General features: G+C 63.0%; 11 protein-coding genes. 7 read left to right on the top strand and 4 right to left on the bottom strand.

The genetic code is table 11. The features are described from left to right. Positions 1–350: 350 nt before the first annotated feature. Positions 351–728, bottom strand: a complete 378-nt coding sequence (locus tag NKH90_RS01290; protein WP_352502462.1) for a COG4315 family predicted lipoprotein — start codon at positions 726–728, stop codon at positions 351–353. Between the two features lie 188 nt (positions 729–916). Between NKH90_RS01290 and NKH90_RS01285 the strand changes: the two genes are divergently transcribed. Beyond that, positions 917–1,663 carry a cytochrome c biogenesis CcdA family protein gene (locus tag NKH90_RS01285; protein WP_352471765.1) on the top strand — a complete coding sequence of 249 codons (747 nt, stop codon included), beginning with the start codon at positions 917–919 and terminating at the stop codon, positions 1,661–1,663. 24 nt (positions 1,664–1,687) lie between these two features. Here the strand turns inward: NKH90_RS01285 and NKH90_RS01280 are convergent, their stop codons facing one another. Then, positions 1,688–2,581: an SDR family oxidoreductase gene (locus NKH90_RS01280; protein WP_352816708.1), complete on the bottom strand. Its 894-nt coding sequence runs from the start codon at positions 2,579–2,581 to the stop codon at positions 1,688–1,690. 128 nt (positions 2,582–2,709) lie between these two features. Here NKH90_RS01280 and NKH90_RS01275 point away from each other — a divergent pair, with 128 nt between their 5' ends. Then, on the top strand, positions 2,710–3,657 hold the full coding sequence (locus tag NKH90_RS01275; protein WP_352816705.1) for an AraC family transcriptional regulator: 948 nt from the start codon (positions 2,710–2,712) through the stop codon (positions 3,655–3,657). Positions 3,658–3,787: 130 nt separating this feature from the next. Next, a complete protein-coding gene (glmU, locus tag NKH90_RS01270; RefSeq protein ID WP_352816702.1) occupies positions 3,788–5,149 on the top strand; it encodes a bifunctional UDP-N-acetylglucosamine diphosphorylase/glucosamine-1-phosphate N-acetyltransferase GlmU in 1,362 nt (453 codons plus the stop codon). A 1-nt stretch (position 5,150) separates the two neighbouring features. Here glmU and NKH90_RS01265 read toward each other — a convergent pair whose 3' ends face one another. Then, entirely contained in the window at positions 5,151–5,444 is a 294-nt protein-coding gene (locus NKH90_RS01265) for a hypothetical protein (RefSeq protein WP_352817170.1), read from the bottom strand. Positions 5,445–5,731: 287 nt separating this feature from the next. On the opposite strand from NKH90_RS01265, the gene glmS reads away from it, so the two are divergent. Together glmS and NKH90_RS01255 are read left to right on the top strand one after the other, a co-directional pair. After that, a complete protein-coding gene (glmS, locus tag NKH90_RS01260) occupies positions 5,732–7,555 on the top strand; it encodes a glutamine--fructose-6-phosphate transaminase (isomerizing) (protein ID WP_352502467.1) in 1,824 nt (607 codons plus the stop codon). An 80-nt stretch (positions 7,556–7,635) separates the two neighbouring features. Next, positions 7,636–8,388, top strand: a complete 753-nt coding sequence (locus NKH90_RS01255; protein WP_352502468.1) for a DUF502 domain-containing protein — start codon at positions 7,636–7,638, stop codon at positions 8,386–8,388. Here the strand turns inward: NKH90_RS01255 and recG are convergent. Then, positions 8,340–10,448 (bottom strand): ATP-dependent DNA helicase RecG, encoded by a 2,109-nt coding sequence (gene recG, locus NKH90_RS01250; RefSeq protein ID WP_352816698.1) that lies wholly within the window; start codon positions 10,446–10,448, stop codon positions 8,340–8,342. The genes NKH90_RS01255 and recG overlap by 49 nt on opposite strands. Before the next feature lie 91 nt (positions 10,449–10,539). Here recG and NKH90_RS01245 point away from each other — a divergent pair, with 91 nt between their 5' ends. Both NKH90_RS01245 and mfd read left to right on the top strand, forming a co-directional pair. After that, positions 10,540–10,827 (top strand): FAD assembly factor SdhE, encoded by a 288-nt coding sequence (locus NKH90_RS01245; RefSeq protein WP_352471754.1) that lies wholly within the window; start codon positions 10,540–10,542, stop codon positions 10,825–10,827. A 13-nt stretch (positions 10,828–10,840) separates the two neighbouring features. Continuing rightward, positions 10,841–14,338 carry a transcription-repair coupling factor gene (mfd, locus tag NKH90_RS01240; RefSeq protein WP_352770309.1) on the top strand — a complete coding sequence of 1,166 codons (3,498 nt, stop codon included), beginning with the start codon at positions 10,841–10,843 and terminating at the stop codon, positions 14,336–14,338. The last annotated feature ends 143 nt before the right edge of the window (positions 14,339–14,481 follow it).

Below are 14,481 nucleotides of genomic sequence, written 5' to 3'. Positions count from 1 at the left end.
GGTCAAGGCCAAGCAGTCAAAATGCGGCCCTGTACCGAATGCGCAACCCAACGGCGCGCCATGCGATTTCCGCAATCCTGGACAAGGGAAATGAGCAGCCTATCGCTGGACAAACCCGGCAATTGATCCTGGAGAACGGGACAAACTCTCCGCGGATATAAGAGAAACATCGAGCACGCGCCAGCCCTGCTTGAACAGATGCTGTGAAGCGCGCAATCGGTAGCCCGGCATTTTGCTCGGACAGTCGCAAGGAAGTACCGTGCTGAAAAGCTGGCCGCCGGGGCGGTTGGGTCGAGTTCCCAGCGACCAGCCGTGTTACTGCCTGTTACAGCCGATTAGAAGCTCAAGGCCTAGTCGGCCTTGGCGATATGCCAGACGCCGCCGACACCCTCGCCGGTCACGTCGCCGGCCTTCTTGTCCTTGGTGAACGTGTAGAGCGGCTTACCTTCGTAGGCCCACATCCTGGTGCCGTCGGTGCGGTCGACGATCGTCCACTCGCCCTCGGCCTTGGCGTTGGCGTCAGCCTTCAGCGGCGGCCAATTGGCGGCGCATTTGTCGTAGCAGTTCGACTTGCCCGCCTCGTCCTTGTCGTAGGTGTAGAGCGTCATGCCGCTGGCGTCGGTGTAGATCTTGGTGCCGCCGACCTCCGCTTCCTTCCACGCCTCGGCAGCGAAGGATGCGGCAGTGCCGAGCAAAAGCGCGGCCATGCCAATTGCGATCGTTTTCATGGACTTCTCCCTGGGTCATTTCGAAAAGCGTGCGGAACAACGCAGTTTCGTTTGATCAACGCTGCCTGGCTGCCCTTTCTTCCCGGGCGGACGCCGACTTGCTACCCAATGTGATGGGGCCACGCGATGGTGATTGGCGGACGGCTGTTGTCGCGGCTATATGGCTGCGCAGTCATCGGGAGACGGAAATGGCATTGGACGTCGGCTATGTCAGTGCGATCGGGGCGGGAGCAATTTCCTTCCTGTCCCCCTGCGTGCTGCCGCTGGTGCCGCCTTACCTGTGCTATATGGCCGGCGTGTCGGTCGACGATTTCCGCGGCGAGGCCGGCATTACGGCAAAGGCCGGCGCGCGAGGCGCGCTGATTAATTCCTCAATCGCCTTCGTGCTCGGCTTCTCGACCGTCTTCGTCGCGCTCGGCGCCGGCGCCTCGACCATCGGCCATTTGCTGCGAGTCTGGCAGGAGCCGCTGGCAATGGCGGCAGGCGTGCTGATCATCCTGATGGGGCTGAATTTCCTCGGCGTACTGCGCATCCCTTTGCTTTCACGCGAGGCGCGCTTCCAGTCACAAGGCAAGCCGGCCAGCCTGATCGCCGCTTACGTCATGGGCCTGGCCTTCGCCTTTGGCTGGACGCCCTGTATCGGCCCGGTGCTGGGGCCGATCCTGACGCTTGCCGGCGGCCGCGAGACGGTGGGCGAGGGCGCGCTGCTGCTCGCCGCCTATTCGCTCGGCCTCGGTATTCCCTTCCTCGTTGCGGCGCTGTTTTCAGGCGCCTTCATGCGCTTTCTCGGGAAATTCCGCGTCCATCTCGGCCGCGTCGAAAAGGCCATCGGCGCGTTGCTGGTGGTCGCCGGCGTGTTTTTCCTGACCGGCGGCGTGCAGGCGGTGTCCTATTGGTTGCTCGAGAATTTTCCGGTGCTGGGGCAATTGGGATAGGTTTGCCGCCCGACATGGGTCTGTTCAGCCTTCGAAATAGCCCGGCTGGTCGATATCAGCGATCAGCCCGGGTCCGCTCGGCTGCCACCCCAGCAGCGCCTGGGTCCGTTCGCTCGAGGTCGGGACATCCATCGCCGCGAACATAGCGAACCAGCCAAAATGATCGGCGGCTTCTTCCGCGGACTTGGCGACGACCGGCACGTTCAGGCGCCGGCCGATCACGCCGGCGACGTCCTTGAACCGAACGCCTTCTTCGGCGATCGCGTGATATCGCCCGCCACCGGCTCCATGCTCGAGCGCAAGCCGGTAGACGCGGGCGGCATCGAACCGATGCACGGCAGGCCAGCGATTGAGCCCTTCGCCGATATAGGCCGACACGCCCTTCTTGCGAGCGAGGTCGATGAGAATAGGAACAAAAGCGTGGTCGCCTTGGCCATGGACCGACGGAGGAAGGCGCACAACCGACGCGCGCACGCCGCGTGCCGCCAGCGCGGCGGCTGTCGCTTCGGAGGCGCGGGGATACGAAGCGGAAGATGGGACAGGCGCATCTTCCTCGGTCGCGATACGGCCCCGCGCCTGGAGCGCGGTCCCGGAGGTGACGAGCAGGGGCCGCTCGGAGCCTTCGAGTGCACCGCCCAAGGCCTCGATGGCGCGCCGGTCCATCTCGCAATTTTGCGCGAATTTCGAGAAGTCGTGGTTGAAGCCGGTATGGATCACTCCATCAGCTGCCGCTGCGCCCCTGCTGAGGCTTTCGAGGTCTTCGAGGTCACCTCGATGCACCTCGGCTCCGGTGGCTGCAAGCGACTTGGCCGACGCCGCCGAGCGGGCGAGGCCGAGCACCTGATGGCCGGCGCCGACGAGTTCTTGAACGACGGCAGAACCGACGAATCCGGTCGCTCCGGTAACGAAAACACGCATCACGACTTCTCCTGTCCGTTTCTGGCCACGACCATTTTCGCGGCTCAGTTGTGTCGTGATAGGCGCTTGAGAAAATACGATCTATGCGGTAAAGTCCGTATTATCTTCGCAATCGTCCGGAATGACCTGTGGATCCCCTTTCAGATGTGCTCTCGCTGCTGAAGCCGCGAAACTATATGTCGGCCGGTTTCGATGCTGGTGGTGAATGGTCGATCCAGTTCCCCGACCAGCAGCAAAGCATCAAGACCGGAGCGGTGGTCTCCGGCCGGTGCTGGCTGTCTGTGGAGGGTGTTGCTGACGCAGTGCGCCTTGAGACGGGAGACAGCTTCTTGCTGCCGAGTGGACGGCCTTTCCGCCTTGCAAGCGACATGAGCTTGACGCCTGTTGAAGCCGTCAAGATTTTTCCGCCTGCGCGAGCCGGCGGTGTTGTGACCCACAATGACGGTGGTGATTTCTTTCTGGTCAGCAGCCGCTTCGCGCTTGGCGGCAATCATGCCGGCATGCTGTTGCGGATGCTGCCAGCCATTGTGCATATCCGCAAAGAGTCGGACCAGTCGGCGCTGCGCTGGTCTGTGGAGCGGATGATGCAGGAGCTGCGCGAGCCGCAGCCGGGCGGCTTTCTGATGATCCAGCACCTCGCCCACATGATGCTGGTTCAGGCGCTGCGGCTGCATCTTTCGGAAGGATTGAAAGGTGGCATCGGCTGGCTCTTTGCCCTCGCGGACAAACAGATCGGCGCGGCGATCAGCGCCATGCATGACGATCCGGCGCATGGCTGGACGCTACAGGAACTGGCGGAACGGGCCGGCATGTCGCGATCGACCTTTGCGCTCAGATTCAAGGAGACGGTTGGCGCGTCGCCGATGGACTATTTGACGCGCTGGCGAATGCTGCTGGCTGGCGACCGGCTGACGAATTCCAGCGATCCCGTCGCGGTCATAGCGCTTTCGCTCGGCTACGAATCCGAAAGCGCCTTCAGCACAGCCTTCAAGCGGGTCATGTACTGCTCGCCACGGCAATACGGCCGTGGCCGAGCACCCCGCTTCGCATCACGCAACGAGGCGGAAGCCGCCTGAGCCGATCGGCTTGAGCGTGTCGCGGGTTGGAGGTTCCACCGTCTCACCGGAATTTAACCGCATTGGTGCAGCATGGCGCCGGTGCTACTAACGCTTCGATTCCAGACCCCTTTCAACGGTTGCTGTCCCCATGAGCCAGAGATCCTGCCTGTCCATCATCCTCGCCGCCGGTGAAGGCACGCGCATGAAGAGTGCAGTGCCGAAAGTGCTGCACACAATCGCGGGCCTGCCGATGGTTGCCCATGTCGTCAAGGCGGCCGAAGCCGCCGGCAGCGGCGAATTGGCGCTGGTGATCGGCCATGGCGCCGATGAGATGCGCAAGGCTGCACTCAAGTTTGCGCCGAGGGCCGAGGCTTTCGTTCAGGAAAAACGTCTCGGCACCGCGCACGCCGTGCTTGCCGCACGTGCAGCAATATCAAAAGGTTATGACGATATCTTGGTGATGTTTGGCGACACGCCGTTGATCGATCCGGAAGCGCTCGCGGCGGCGAGGCTGAAGCTGGCGGAAGGTGCGGCCGTCGTCGTGGTCGGCTTCCGTACGGAAAATCCTTCGGGCTACGGCCGGCTTATCGAAAAGGCCGGCAAGCTCGTGGCCATCCAGGAGGAGAAGGACTGCTCGGACGAGGAGAAAAAGATCACCTTCTGCAATGGCGGGCTGATGGCGGTCGCCGGCAGGCACGCGCTGAAGCTGCTCGATCAAGTCGGCAGCAAGAACGCCAAGGGCGAGTATTATCTCACCGACATCGTCGAGATCGCCGCTGCCCAGGGACTTGATGTCGTCGCCACCGAAGCCAGTTTCGAGAACGCGCTCGGCATCAACAACCGTGCCGAGCTTGCCCAGGCGGAAGGTATCTGGCAGCAGCGCCGGCGGCGCGAGGCGATGCTTTCTGGCGTTACGCTGATCGCGCCCGAAACTGTGTTCTTCTCGCACGACACCGAGATCGGCGCCGATACGGTCGTCGAACCCAATGTCTGGTTCGGGCCGGGCGTGAAAATCGCGACGGGGGCCAAGATCCATGCCTTCAGCCATATCGAAGGCGCCACCATCGCGTCGAATTGCGATGTCGGGCCGTTCGCGCGGCTGCGGCCCGGGGCCGATCTGAGAACCAAGGCCAAGGTCGGCAATTTCTGCGAGGTCAAGCAGGCGATCGTCGAGGAGGGCGCGAAGGTCAACCATCTGACCTATATCGGCGATGCCCGCATCGGTGCCGGCGCCAATATCGGCGCCGGCACCATCACCTGCAATTATGACGGCTATTCGAAATTCTTCACCGATATCGGCGAGGGCGCCTTCATAGGCTCGAACTCCTCGCTGGTGGCGCCGGTGTCCATCGGCAAGGGCGGCTACATCGCCTCGGGCAGCGTCATTACCGAAAGCGTACCCGACGATGCGCTGGCTTTCGGCCGCGCCCGCCAGCGGACTCTACCCGGCAAGGGCAAGGAGTTGCGAGAGCGTTTTTCTCAGGCCGCGGCGGCCCGCAAAAAAGGGTAGACTAGCGGAACTCGGCGACAAGCTGGATTTCGCCAACAATTGCATCGTTGAAGGCCGACAGGTCATCGGCCGGGATCCAGTATTCCAGATGCGCCCGGCTGCCGGCATGCTGGACGCTGTAACGATCCAGAAAGCTGCGACGCACCTCGAAACGCGTCACGAAACCTGATCCGCTCGCGGGCACGTTCCAGTCTCGGGCGATCTGGGTGGCATAGGCCTCGCTGGTAACCGGATAGAAGATCGGCTGATCGGCAAGTCGAGGAGGAAAGGCGCGCATCCCTGACCTCTGGATCAACTCCAGTTCGCGGGGACCAACCGGACGCCAAAGCGTCACCGTGTCAATTCGTTCGTTTATAGCCGCATCATGTCTTTGACTGATTTCTGGAGCCGTTGAGCCGAGATAGGATACATAAGCGGAGAAACTGAGCAATTGCAGTAACCGGATTGCAAGTGCGCCCTGTCATGGTGCATCTGTGCAGGATAGTCCGGCTGATACCGGACGAAATGGAATGTGATTTTTCGCGACAGCCCGGCAGTCTCTAAATAGCGCCGGGTTTGAGGTCGGAATCGGGGGCAAGCGCCATGTGCGGTATCGTTGGAATTGTCGGTGACTCGCCGGTCGCGCCGCTTATCGTCGATGCGCTGAAAAGGCTCGAATATCGCGGCTATGACTCGGCCGGCGTCGCCACGATCGAGCACGGCAGGCTTGACCGCCGCCGCGCCGAGGGCAAGCTGGTCAATCTCGAGCGCCTGCTGAAGGACGAACCGCTCGACGGCATGATCGGCATCGGCCACACGCGCTGGGCCACGCATGGCGTTCCGAACGAGAGCAATGCGCATCCGCATTTTTCCGACGGCGTCGCCATCGTCCATAACGGCATCATCGAAAATTTCGCCGAATTGCGCGACGAGCTGATGCGCGACGGCTACAGCTTCGCCTCGCAGACCGATACCGAAGTCGTCGCTCATCTGGTGGCGCGCGAACTGGCCAGGGGGCTGAAGCCGGTTGAGGCGGCGCACAAGGCGCTGAAGCGGCTGGAAGGCGCCTTTGCGCTCGCCATCATGTTCAAGGGCGACGAGGATCTGATCGTCGGCGCGCGCAATGGCCCGCCGCTCGCGGTCGGTCATGGCGACGGCCAGATGTTCCTTGGCTCCGACGCCATTGCGCTTGCCCCTTTCACCAATTCGATCACCTATCTGGAAGACGGCGACTGGGCGGTGGTGCGCCGCAACGAGGTCGATATCTTCGACATGGGCGGCAACAAGGTCGACCGCAAACGCCAACAGTCGCTCAGCACGAGCTTCATGGTCGACAAAGGCAACCGCCGCCATTTCATGGAAAAGGAAATCCATGAGCAGCCGGAAGTGATCTCGCACACGCTGGCGCATTATGTTGATTTCATCAGCGGCGTCTCGAAGCCGCTCGACCTGCCGTTCGATTTCGCCAAGATCGACCGGCTGGCGATCTCAGCCTGCGGCACCGCCTATCTCGCCGGGCTGATCAGCAAATACTGGTTCGAGCGCTATGCGCGGCTGCCGGTCGACATCGATGTCGCTTCGGAGTTCCGCTATCGCGAGATGCCGCTGTCGAAGAACGATGCCGCTTTCTTCATCTCGCAATCGGGTGAGACCGCCGACACGCTGGCGTCGCTGCGCTACTGCCGCAAGGCCGGCATGAAGATCGGCGCGGTCGTCAATGTGCGCGAATCGACCATGGCGCGCGAATCCGACGTCATCCTGCCGACATTGGCCGGCCCGGAGATCGGCGTCGCCTCGACCAAGGCGTTCACCTGCCAGCTTTCCGTGCTGGCCTCGCTGGCGGTGCGGGCCGGCGTGGCGCGCGGAACGATTTCGCAGGAGCACGAGAAAACGCTGATACGCGAGCTGTCGGAAGCGCCGCGTTATGCCAACCAGGTGCTAAAGCTCGACGGGCAGATCGAAAAGATCGCGCGCGACCTCTCGCACTACAAGAATGTGCTTTATCTCGGCCGTGACACCAATTTTCCGCTGGCCATGGAAGGTGCGCTGAAGCTCAAGGAGATCTCTTACATCCATGCCGAAGGCTATGCTGCCGGCGAGTTGAAACACGGCCCGATCGCGCTGATCGACGAGAACATGCCCGTCATCGTCATCGCCCCGCATGACCGCATCTTCGAAAAGACCGTGTCGAACATGCAGGAGGTGGCGGCGCGCGGCGGCAAGATCATCCTGATCACCGACAGCAAGGGCGCCGCGCACGCCACGGTGAAGACGATGGAGACGATCGTTTTGCCGGATGTGCCGGAAATCATCTCGCCGATCATCTACGCACTGCCGATCCAGATGCTCGCCTATTTCACCGCCGTGTTCATGGGCACGGATGTCGACCAGCCGCGCAATCTGGCGAAATCGGTAACGGTGGAATAGGTCTCGTTTAAAAACTTCGCCATTCCAAAGCGCCTTGGGGTTCAGTAGTGTCGCGCTGCAAACACACGCTGCGGTGAACCATGTCGGATGCTCTCAAGACCTCAGGCATGACCCGGCTGAGAAACTATTTCCTGACCGGCTTCGTCGTTTGCGCGCCGCTGGCGATTACCGCCTACATTGCCTGGTCGCTGATCGGCTGGGTCGATTCCTGGGTGAAACCCTACATTCCGGTACACTACAATCCGGACACGTACCTGCCGTTTCCAGTGCCGGGTTTTGGGCTGATCGTTGCCCTGATCCTCATCACCTTCATCGGCTTTATGACCGCCAATATCGTTGGCCGCGCCATCGTCAACTTCGGCGAGCGCCTGCTTGGCCGCATGCCGCTGGTGCGCGGCATCTACCGTTCGCTGAAGCAGATTTTCGAGACCGTGCTGTCGAACAAGGGCGACATGTTCCGCCAGGTCGGGTTGGTCGAATATCCGCGCAAAGGGGTCTGGTCGCTGGTCTTCGTCGCCAGCGAGAAGGAAACCGAGATCAACCAGAAGCTCGACCGGGAAGGCGATCCGCTGATTGCCGTATTCATGCCATGTACGCCCAACCCGACGACGGGCTTTCTGATGTATGTGCCGAAATCCGACATTGTGCTGCTCGACATGACAATCGAGGACGGAGCCAAGCTGATCGTGTCGGCCGGCTTGGTGGCGCCGGCGGTCAAAATGGTGACGGTGAATGGCGAGCAGATCCACGGCGCGCTTGCCAATCCGCCGCTCGACACGATGCCTCAGCCGGCACGCAGGAGCCGCACGGCCTCGTCGCGGCCGAACAGATAGAGCAACAGGCGCAGCGCCGTGCCGCGTTCGGACTGCAATTCCGGATCGCGCGACAGGATCAGCCGCGCATCGTCGCGAGCGGCCTCGAGCAGGTCGGCATGCGCCTCGATGCGCGCCACCTGGAAGCCCGGCGTGCCGGACTGGCGGGTGCCGAGCAACTCGCCTTCGCCGCGCAGCTTCAGATCCTCTTCGGCGATACGGAAGCCGTCCTCGGTCTCGCGCATCACCGACAAACGGCGTTTTGCCGTCTCGCCGAGCGGGTCCTTGTAGAGCAGCACACAGGATGAAGGCTTGTCGCCACGCCCGACCCGGCCACGCAATTGGTGCAACTGGGCGAGGCCAAAACGCTCGGCATGCTCGATGACCATGATCGTCGCATCAGGCACATCGACGCCGACCTCGATGACGGTGGTGGCGATCAGGATACGGGTGTCGCCCTGCTTGAAGGCGCGCATCGCCTCGTCCTTGTCGGCGCCTTTCATGCGACCATGCACCAGGCCGACGCGGTGGCCGAACAGCGGCTTCAGCGAGGCAAAACGGTCCTCGGCCGACATCAGCTTGATCTCCTCGGATTCCTCGACCAGCGGACAGATCCAGTAGATTTTCTGGCCATCGGCGACGGCGTCGAGCATGCGTCCGATCAGTTCGTCGAGCCGTCCAAGCGGCAAGGTGACGGTGCGGATCGGCTGGCGGCCGGCCGGCTTTTCCGTCAGCTTCGACACATCCATGTCGCCGAATGCAGTCAGCACCAGCGTCCGCGGTATCGGCGTTGCTGTCATCACCAGCATGTCGGGCGCATCGCCCTTGGCGGTAATAGCAAGGCGCTGATGGACGCCGAAACGGTGCTGCTCGTCGACGACGGCGAACACGAGGTCACGGAACGTCACCGTTTCCTGGAACAGCGCATGGGTGCCAACGACGATGTCGATGTCACCATTGGCCAGCCCGGTCAGCGTGTCGGCACGCTCGCGGCCCTTTTCGCGACTTGTGAGGACGGCGACACGCAGGCCGGCCCGTTCCGCCAACGGCGCAATTGTTGCCAGATGCTGGCGCGCCAGGATTTCGGTCGGCGCCATCAATGCCGCCTGGCCGCCGGCCTCGACGGCACGCGCCATGGCAAGCAGCGCGACCACCGTCTTGCCGGAGCCGACATCGCCCTGCAAAAGGCGTAGCATGCGTTCGGGGTCACCGAGATCGGCGTTGATTTCGGCAAGCGCCATTTCCTGCGACATGGTCAGCGAATAGGGGAGTGCCACGCGCAGTTGTTCGACTATGCGGCCGTCGCCGACCAATGGCCGGCCAGATAATCGGCGGACCTTGGCCCGCACCAGCGCCAGCGATACCTGGCCGGCCAAGAACTCGTCATAGGCAAGGCGCCGCCACGCTGCGCCGTCGACAGAGACGTCGATCGGGTCGGCAGGATTGTGGATGCGGTTGAGCGCATCGCTGAAAGCAGGAAAGGCATGGCGGCGCCGGAACTCACCGTCCTGCCATTCGGGTAGCACCGGCAGGCGGGCCAGCGCCTGGCCGATGGCCCGGCGCAGCACCTTGCCCGAGAGCCCGGCGGTCAGCGGATAGACCGGCTCGACCAGCGGCAGGTTTTCCGCGTCACCGGCAAGTGCGATATGGTCGGGGTGAACCATGGTCGGGCGGCCGTTGAACCATTCCATGCGGCCGGAGACGACGACATGCTCGCCTACGGGCATTGCTTTTTCGAGATAGGCGGCATGGGCATGGAAGAAGGTCAGCGCGATCTCGCCGGTGTCGTCATGGGCGTAGACCCGGTACGGGACCGACCTGTTGCCGCGTGGCGGCGGCTGGTGGCGGTCGATGCGGACGTCGAGCGTAACGATGGCGCCTTCCGCCGAGCCGGCGATGCCAGGCCGGTTGCGGCGGTCGATGACAGTATGCGGCAGCACGAACAAGAGATCCCCGGCGCGCGCGGCCCGGTCGCCGAGGTCGGCTGCTACGACTTTTTCGATCAGGGCGCCAACTTTTGGCCCGACCCCGGCAAGCGAGGTGATCGGGACAAACAGCGGATCGAGGAGGGAGGGACGCATGATGTCAGCTTATGTTGCGGCGACTGTCGCGCAAGGCTGACACCGCCTTCTATCCACGCTATATGCGCCGCCTGGGCAAGGATATTGCAAGATGACCGGAACGAAACGATCAAGCGAGGGCCTCGATGCCCGCCGCCGCAAGCTTCTGTTTCGTTCGTGGCACCGCGGCATGCGCGAGATGGACCTTATACTCGGCAGCTTCGCCGATGCCGAGATCGGCGCCTTGACCGGCGACGAAATCGACCAATATGAGAGGCTCCTCGACATTCCCGACACCGAATTCCTGCCTCTCGTCACTGGCGAACGCCCGGTTCCGGCGGATATCGACTGTACCGTCCTGCAAAAAATCCTGGCTTCGCGCCGGGAGATGACCTTCTGAACAACGTGTAGCCATGAGCCTTATCCCTACGATCGGTCTGCCGAAAGGCCGCGCCGGCCAGTTCATCGTCGATGGCGTCGCCGACGGCTACGAAGCCTTTGCGCTGGTGCAGGCTGCGCACGAGATCGCCCCTGACAAGCCGGTGCTGTTCGTGGCGCGCGACGGCCAGCGCCTGCCGGCGATCGTCGAGGCGCTTGCCTTTGCCGCGCCGGGCCTGCCGGTGCTGGAACTGCCGGCCTGGGACTGCCTGCCTTACGACCGCGTCTCGCCCGGCGCCGACGCCGCCGCAAGGCGGCTCGATGCGCTGGCAGCGATGATCGCGCTGGCGAAGAAGCCGCACCGCGCCGTCATTCTCACCACCGCGAATGCCTTGCTTCAACGCATTCCGCCGGCGGAACTCGTCGAGGCGCAGACCTTTCACGCCAAGCCCGGCAACCAGATCGACATGAACGCGCTGGTGTCACGGCTGGAGACTTCCGGCTTCGAGCGGGTGCCGACGGTGCGCGGCATCGGCGAATTTGCGGTGCGCGGCGGCATTCTCGATCTCTTCGCGCCCGGCTGGACGGAGGCACTGCGCCTCGATTTCTTCGGCGATACGCTGGAATCGATCCGCGTCTTCGACACCGCAACCCAGCGCACCATCGGCCAACGCAAATCGATGGCGCTGCAGGCGATGAGCGAGGTGGCGCTGACGCCGGAAACCATCAGCCGCTTCCGCCGCGCCTACATCGAAGCCTTTGGCGCGCCCTCCCGCGACGATGGGCTCTATGCGGCGGTCAGCGAGGGCAGGCGGTTTGCCGGCATGGAGCACTGGCTGCCGTTCTTCTATGAGCGGCTGGAAACCGTGTTCGATTACCTGCCGGATGCGCCCGTGGTGTTTGATCATCTGGCGCATGAGGCACTGGCCGAGCGCCACACTCTGATCCTCGATCATTACGAGGCGCGAAAAAAACAGGCCGACGGCGCCTTGAAGGATGCCGTGCCCTACAAGCCGGTGTCGCCGGATCAGCTTTATCTGTCGCCCGAGAACCTGATTGCCTCGCTTGGTCCGCGCGAAGCGATCGACTTCACCTCCTTCGACGCGCCCGATGCCGGTGCGAAAAAGGTGTTCCATGCCGGCTCGCGCCATGGCCGCAGCTTCGTCGAGGAACGCGCCGACCCTAACGCCAACGTCTTCGACGTCGTCGTCAAACACATTTCCGACGAGCGCGCTACACGCCGCCGTGTCGTCGTCGCCGGCTGGACTGAAGGTTCGCTCGACCGGCTCGGCCAGATCCTGGTCGAGCATCACCTTGGCAATCTGGAGCCGGTGGCGACGCTTGCCGAAGCCGAAAGGCTTGAGCCAGGGCAGGCGGCCCTGGCCGTGCTGCCGCTCGAATCCGGCTTCGAGACCGAGAAACTGGTCGTCGTCGCAGAGCAGGACATTCTCGGCGACCGGCTGATCCGGCGCTCGAAGCGCAAGAAGCGCGCGTCCGACGTCATCGCCGAGGCTTCGGCATTGTCTTCAGGCGATATCGTCGTGCATGCCGACCATGGCATTGGCCGCTTCATCGGGCTGCGCACCATCGAGGCGGTCGGTGCGCCGCACGATTGCCTTGAAATCCACTATGCCGGCGACGATCGGCTGTTCTTGCCGGTGGAAAACATCGAGCTGCTGTCGCGCTATGGCTCGGATTCGGCCGAGGCGACGCTCGACAAGCTTGGCGGCGGTGCCTGGCAATCGCGCAAGGCACGGCTGAAGAAACGTCTGCTCGACATGGCCGGGGAGCTGATCCGCATCGCCGCCGAGCGACAAATGCGGGCCGCACCGGCGCTGGTGCCGGCGGAAGGCCTCTATGGCGAGTTTGCGGCGCGTTTCCCCTATGAAGAAACCGACGACCAGCAAACGGCAATCGATTCGGTCATGGGTGATCTGGGCGCTGGAAAGCCGATGGATCGGCTGATCTGCGGCGATGTCGGCTTCGGCAAGACCGAAGTCGCGCTTCGTGCCGCCTTCATCGCGGCGATGGAAGGCTTTCAGGTCGCGGTGGTGGTGCCGACGACATTGTTGTCGCGCCAGCATTTCAAGACCTTCTCGCAGCGCTTCTCCGGCCTGCCGATCCGCGTCGCCCAGGCCTCGCGGCTGGTCGGCGCCAAGGAACTGGCCGAGACCAAGAAGGGCGTCGCCGAAGGCCAAGTCGACATTGTCATCGGCACGCACGCACTGCTCGGCTCCTCGATCTCGTTCAAGAATCTCGGCCTGCTGATCATCGACGAGGAGCAGCATTTCGGCGTCAAGCACAAGGAGCGGCTGAAGGATCTCAAGACCGACGTCCACGTTCTGACGCTGTCGGCGACGCCGATCCCGCGAACGCTTCAGCTTGCCTTGACCGGGGTGCGTGAGCTGTCGCTGATCGCCACGCCGCCGGTCGATCGCATGGCCGTGCGTACCTTCATCTCCCCTTTCGATCCGCTGGTCATCCGCGAGACGCTGCTGCGCGAGCGCTACCGTGGCGGCCATTCCTTCTACGTCGTACCGCGTATCAGCGATCTCACGGAAATCCATGATTTCCTGCGCGAATCCGTGCCTGAGCTGAAAGTGGCGGTGGCCCACGGCCAGATGCCGCCCGGCGAGCTCGACGATATCATGAATGCCTTTTATGACGGCCAGTACGATGTGCTTTTGTCGACCACCATCGTCGAATCCGGCCTCGATATACCGACCGCCAATACGCTGATCGTACACCGCGCCGACATGTTCGGCCTGTCTCAGCTCTATCAGTTGCGTGGCCGCGTCGGCCGTTCGAAGGTGCGCGCCTATGCGCTGTTCACTCTGCCCGCCAACCGCAAGCTAACCGATACAGCCGAGCGTCGGCTGAAAGTGCTGCAATCGCTCGATACGCTAGGCGCCGGTTTCCAGCTGGCCAGCCACGACCTCGACATCCGCGGCGCCGGCAATCTGCTTGGCGAAGAGCAGTCGGGCCACATCAAGGAGGTCGGCTTCGAGCTCTACCAGCAGATGCTGGAGGAGGCGGTGGCCGAAGTGAAGGATTCCGGCGAGGTGCAGGACGGCGGCTGGTCGCCGCAGATCGCCGTCGGCACGGCGGTGATGATCCCGGAAAGCTACGTCCCGGATCTGCAGCTCAGGCTGGCGCTCTATCGCCGTCTTGGCGATCTCGAAAATACGGAAGAGATCGATGCTTTCGGCGCCGAGCTGATCGACCGGTTCGGACCGTTGCCGGAAGAGGTAAAGCATCTGTTGAAGATCGTCTTCATCAAGGCGCTTTGCCGCAAGGCCAACGTGGAGAAGCTCGACGCCGGGCCGAAAGGTGTCGTCGTCCATTTCCGCAAGCGGGAATTCCCCAATCCGGTCGGGCTGGTCAAGCTCATCGGCGAACAGGGCTCGCTGGCCAAGATCCGACCCGACCAGAGCGTCGTCTTCAGCCGTGACTGGGCGACGCCCGAGAAGCGGCTGGCTGGCTCAGCGGTTGTCATGACGCAGCTGGCGCGGCTGGTGGAGAAGGCGGCGTAGCAGCGCGTGGCTGGTGCTCTGGGCACAGCCGCATCGGCACTTTCGCAGTGCCGTGCTCATTCGCCACGCGACCACTTCCGGTCTAGAATAGGAAATCGGCTTCGTGTATGGAGCCGCGACCCCATATGGGGCGGATTGGCGGG

It is taken from the genome of Mesorhizobium sp. M0898, from assembly GCF_040319695.1.
Taxonomy (GTDB): Bacteria; Pseudomonadota; Alphaproteobacteria; order Rhizobiales; family Rhizobiaceae; genus Mesorhizobium.
This window is presented reverse-complemented; position numbering and strand designations above follow the sequence as displayed.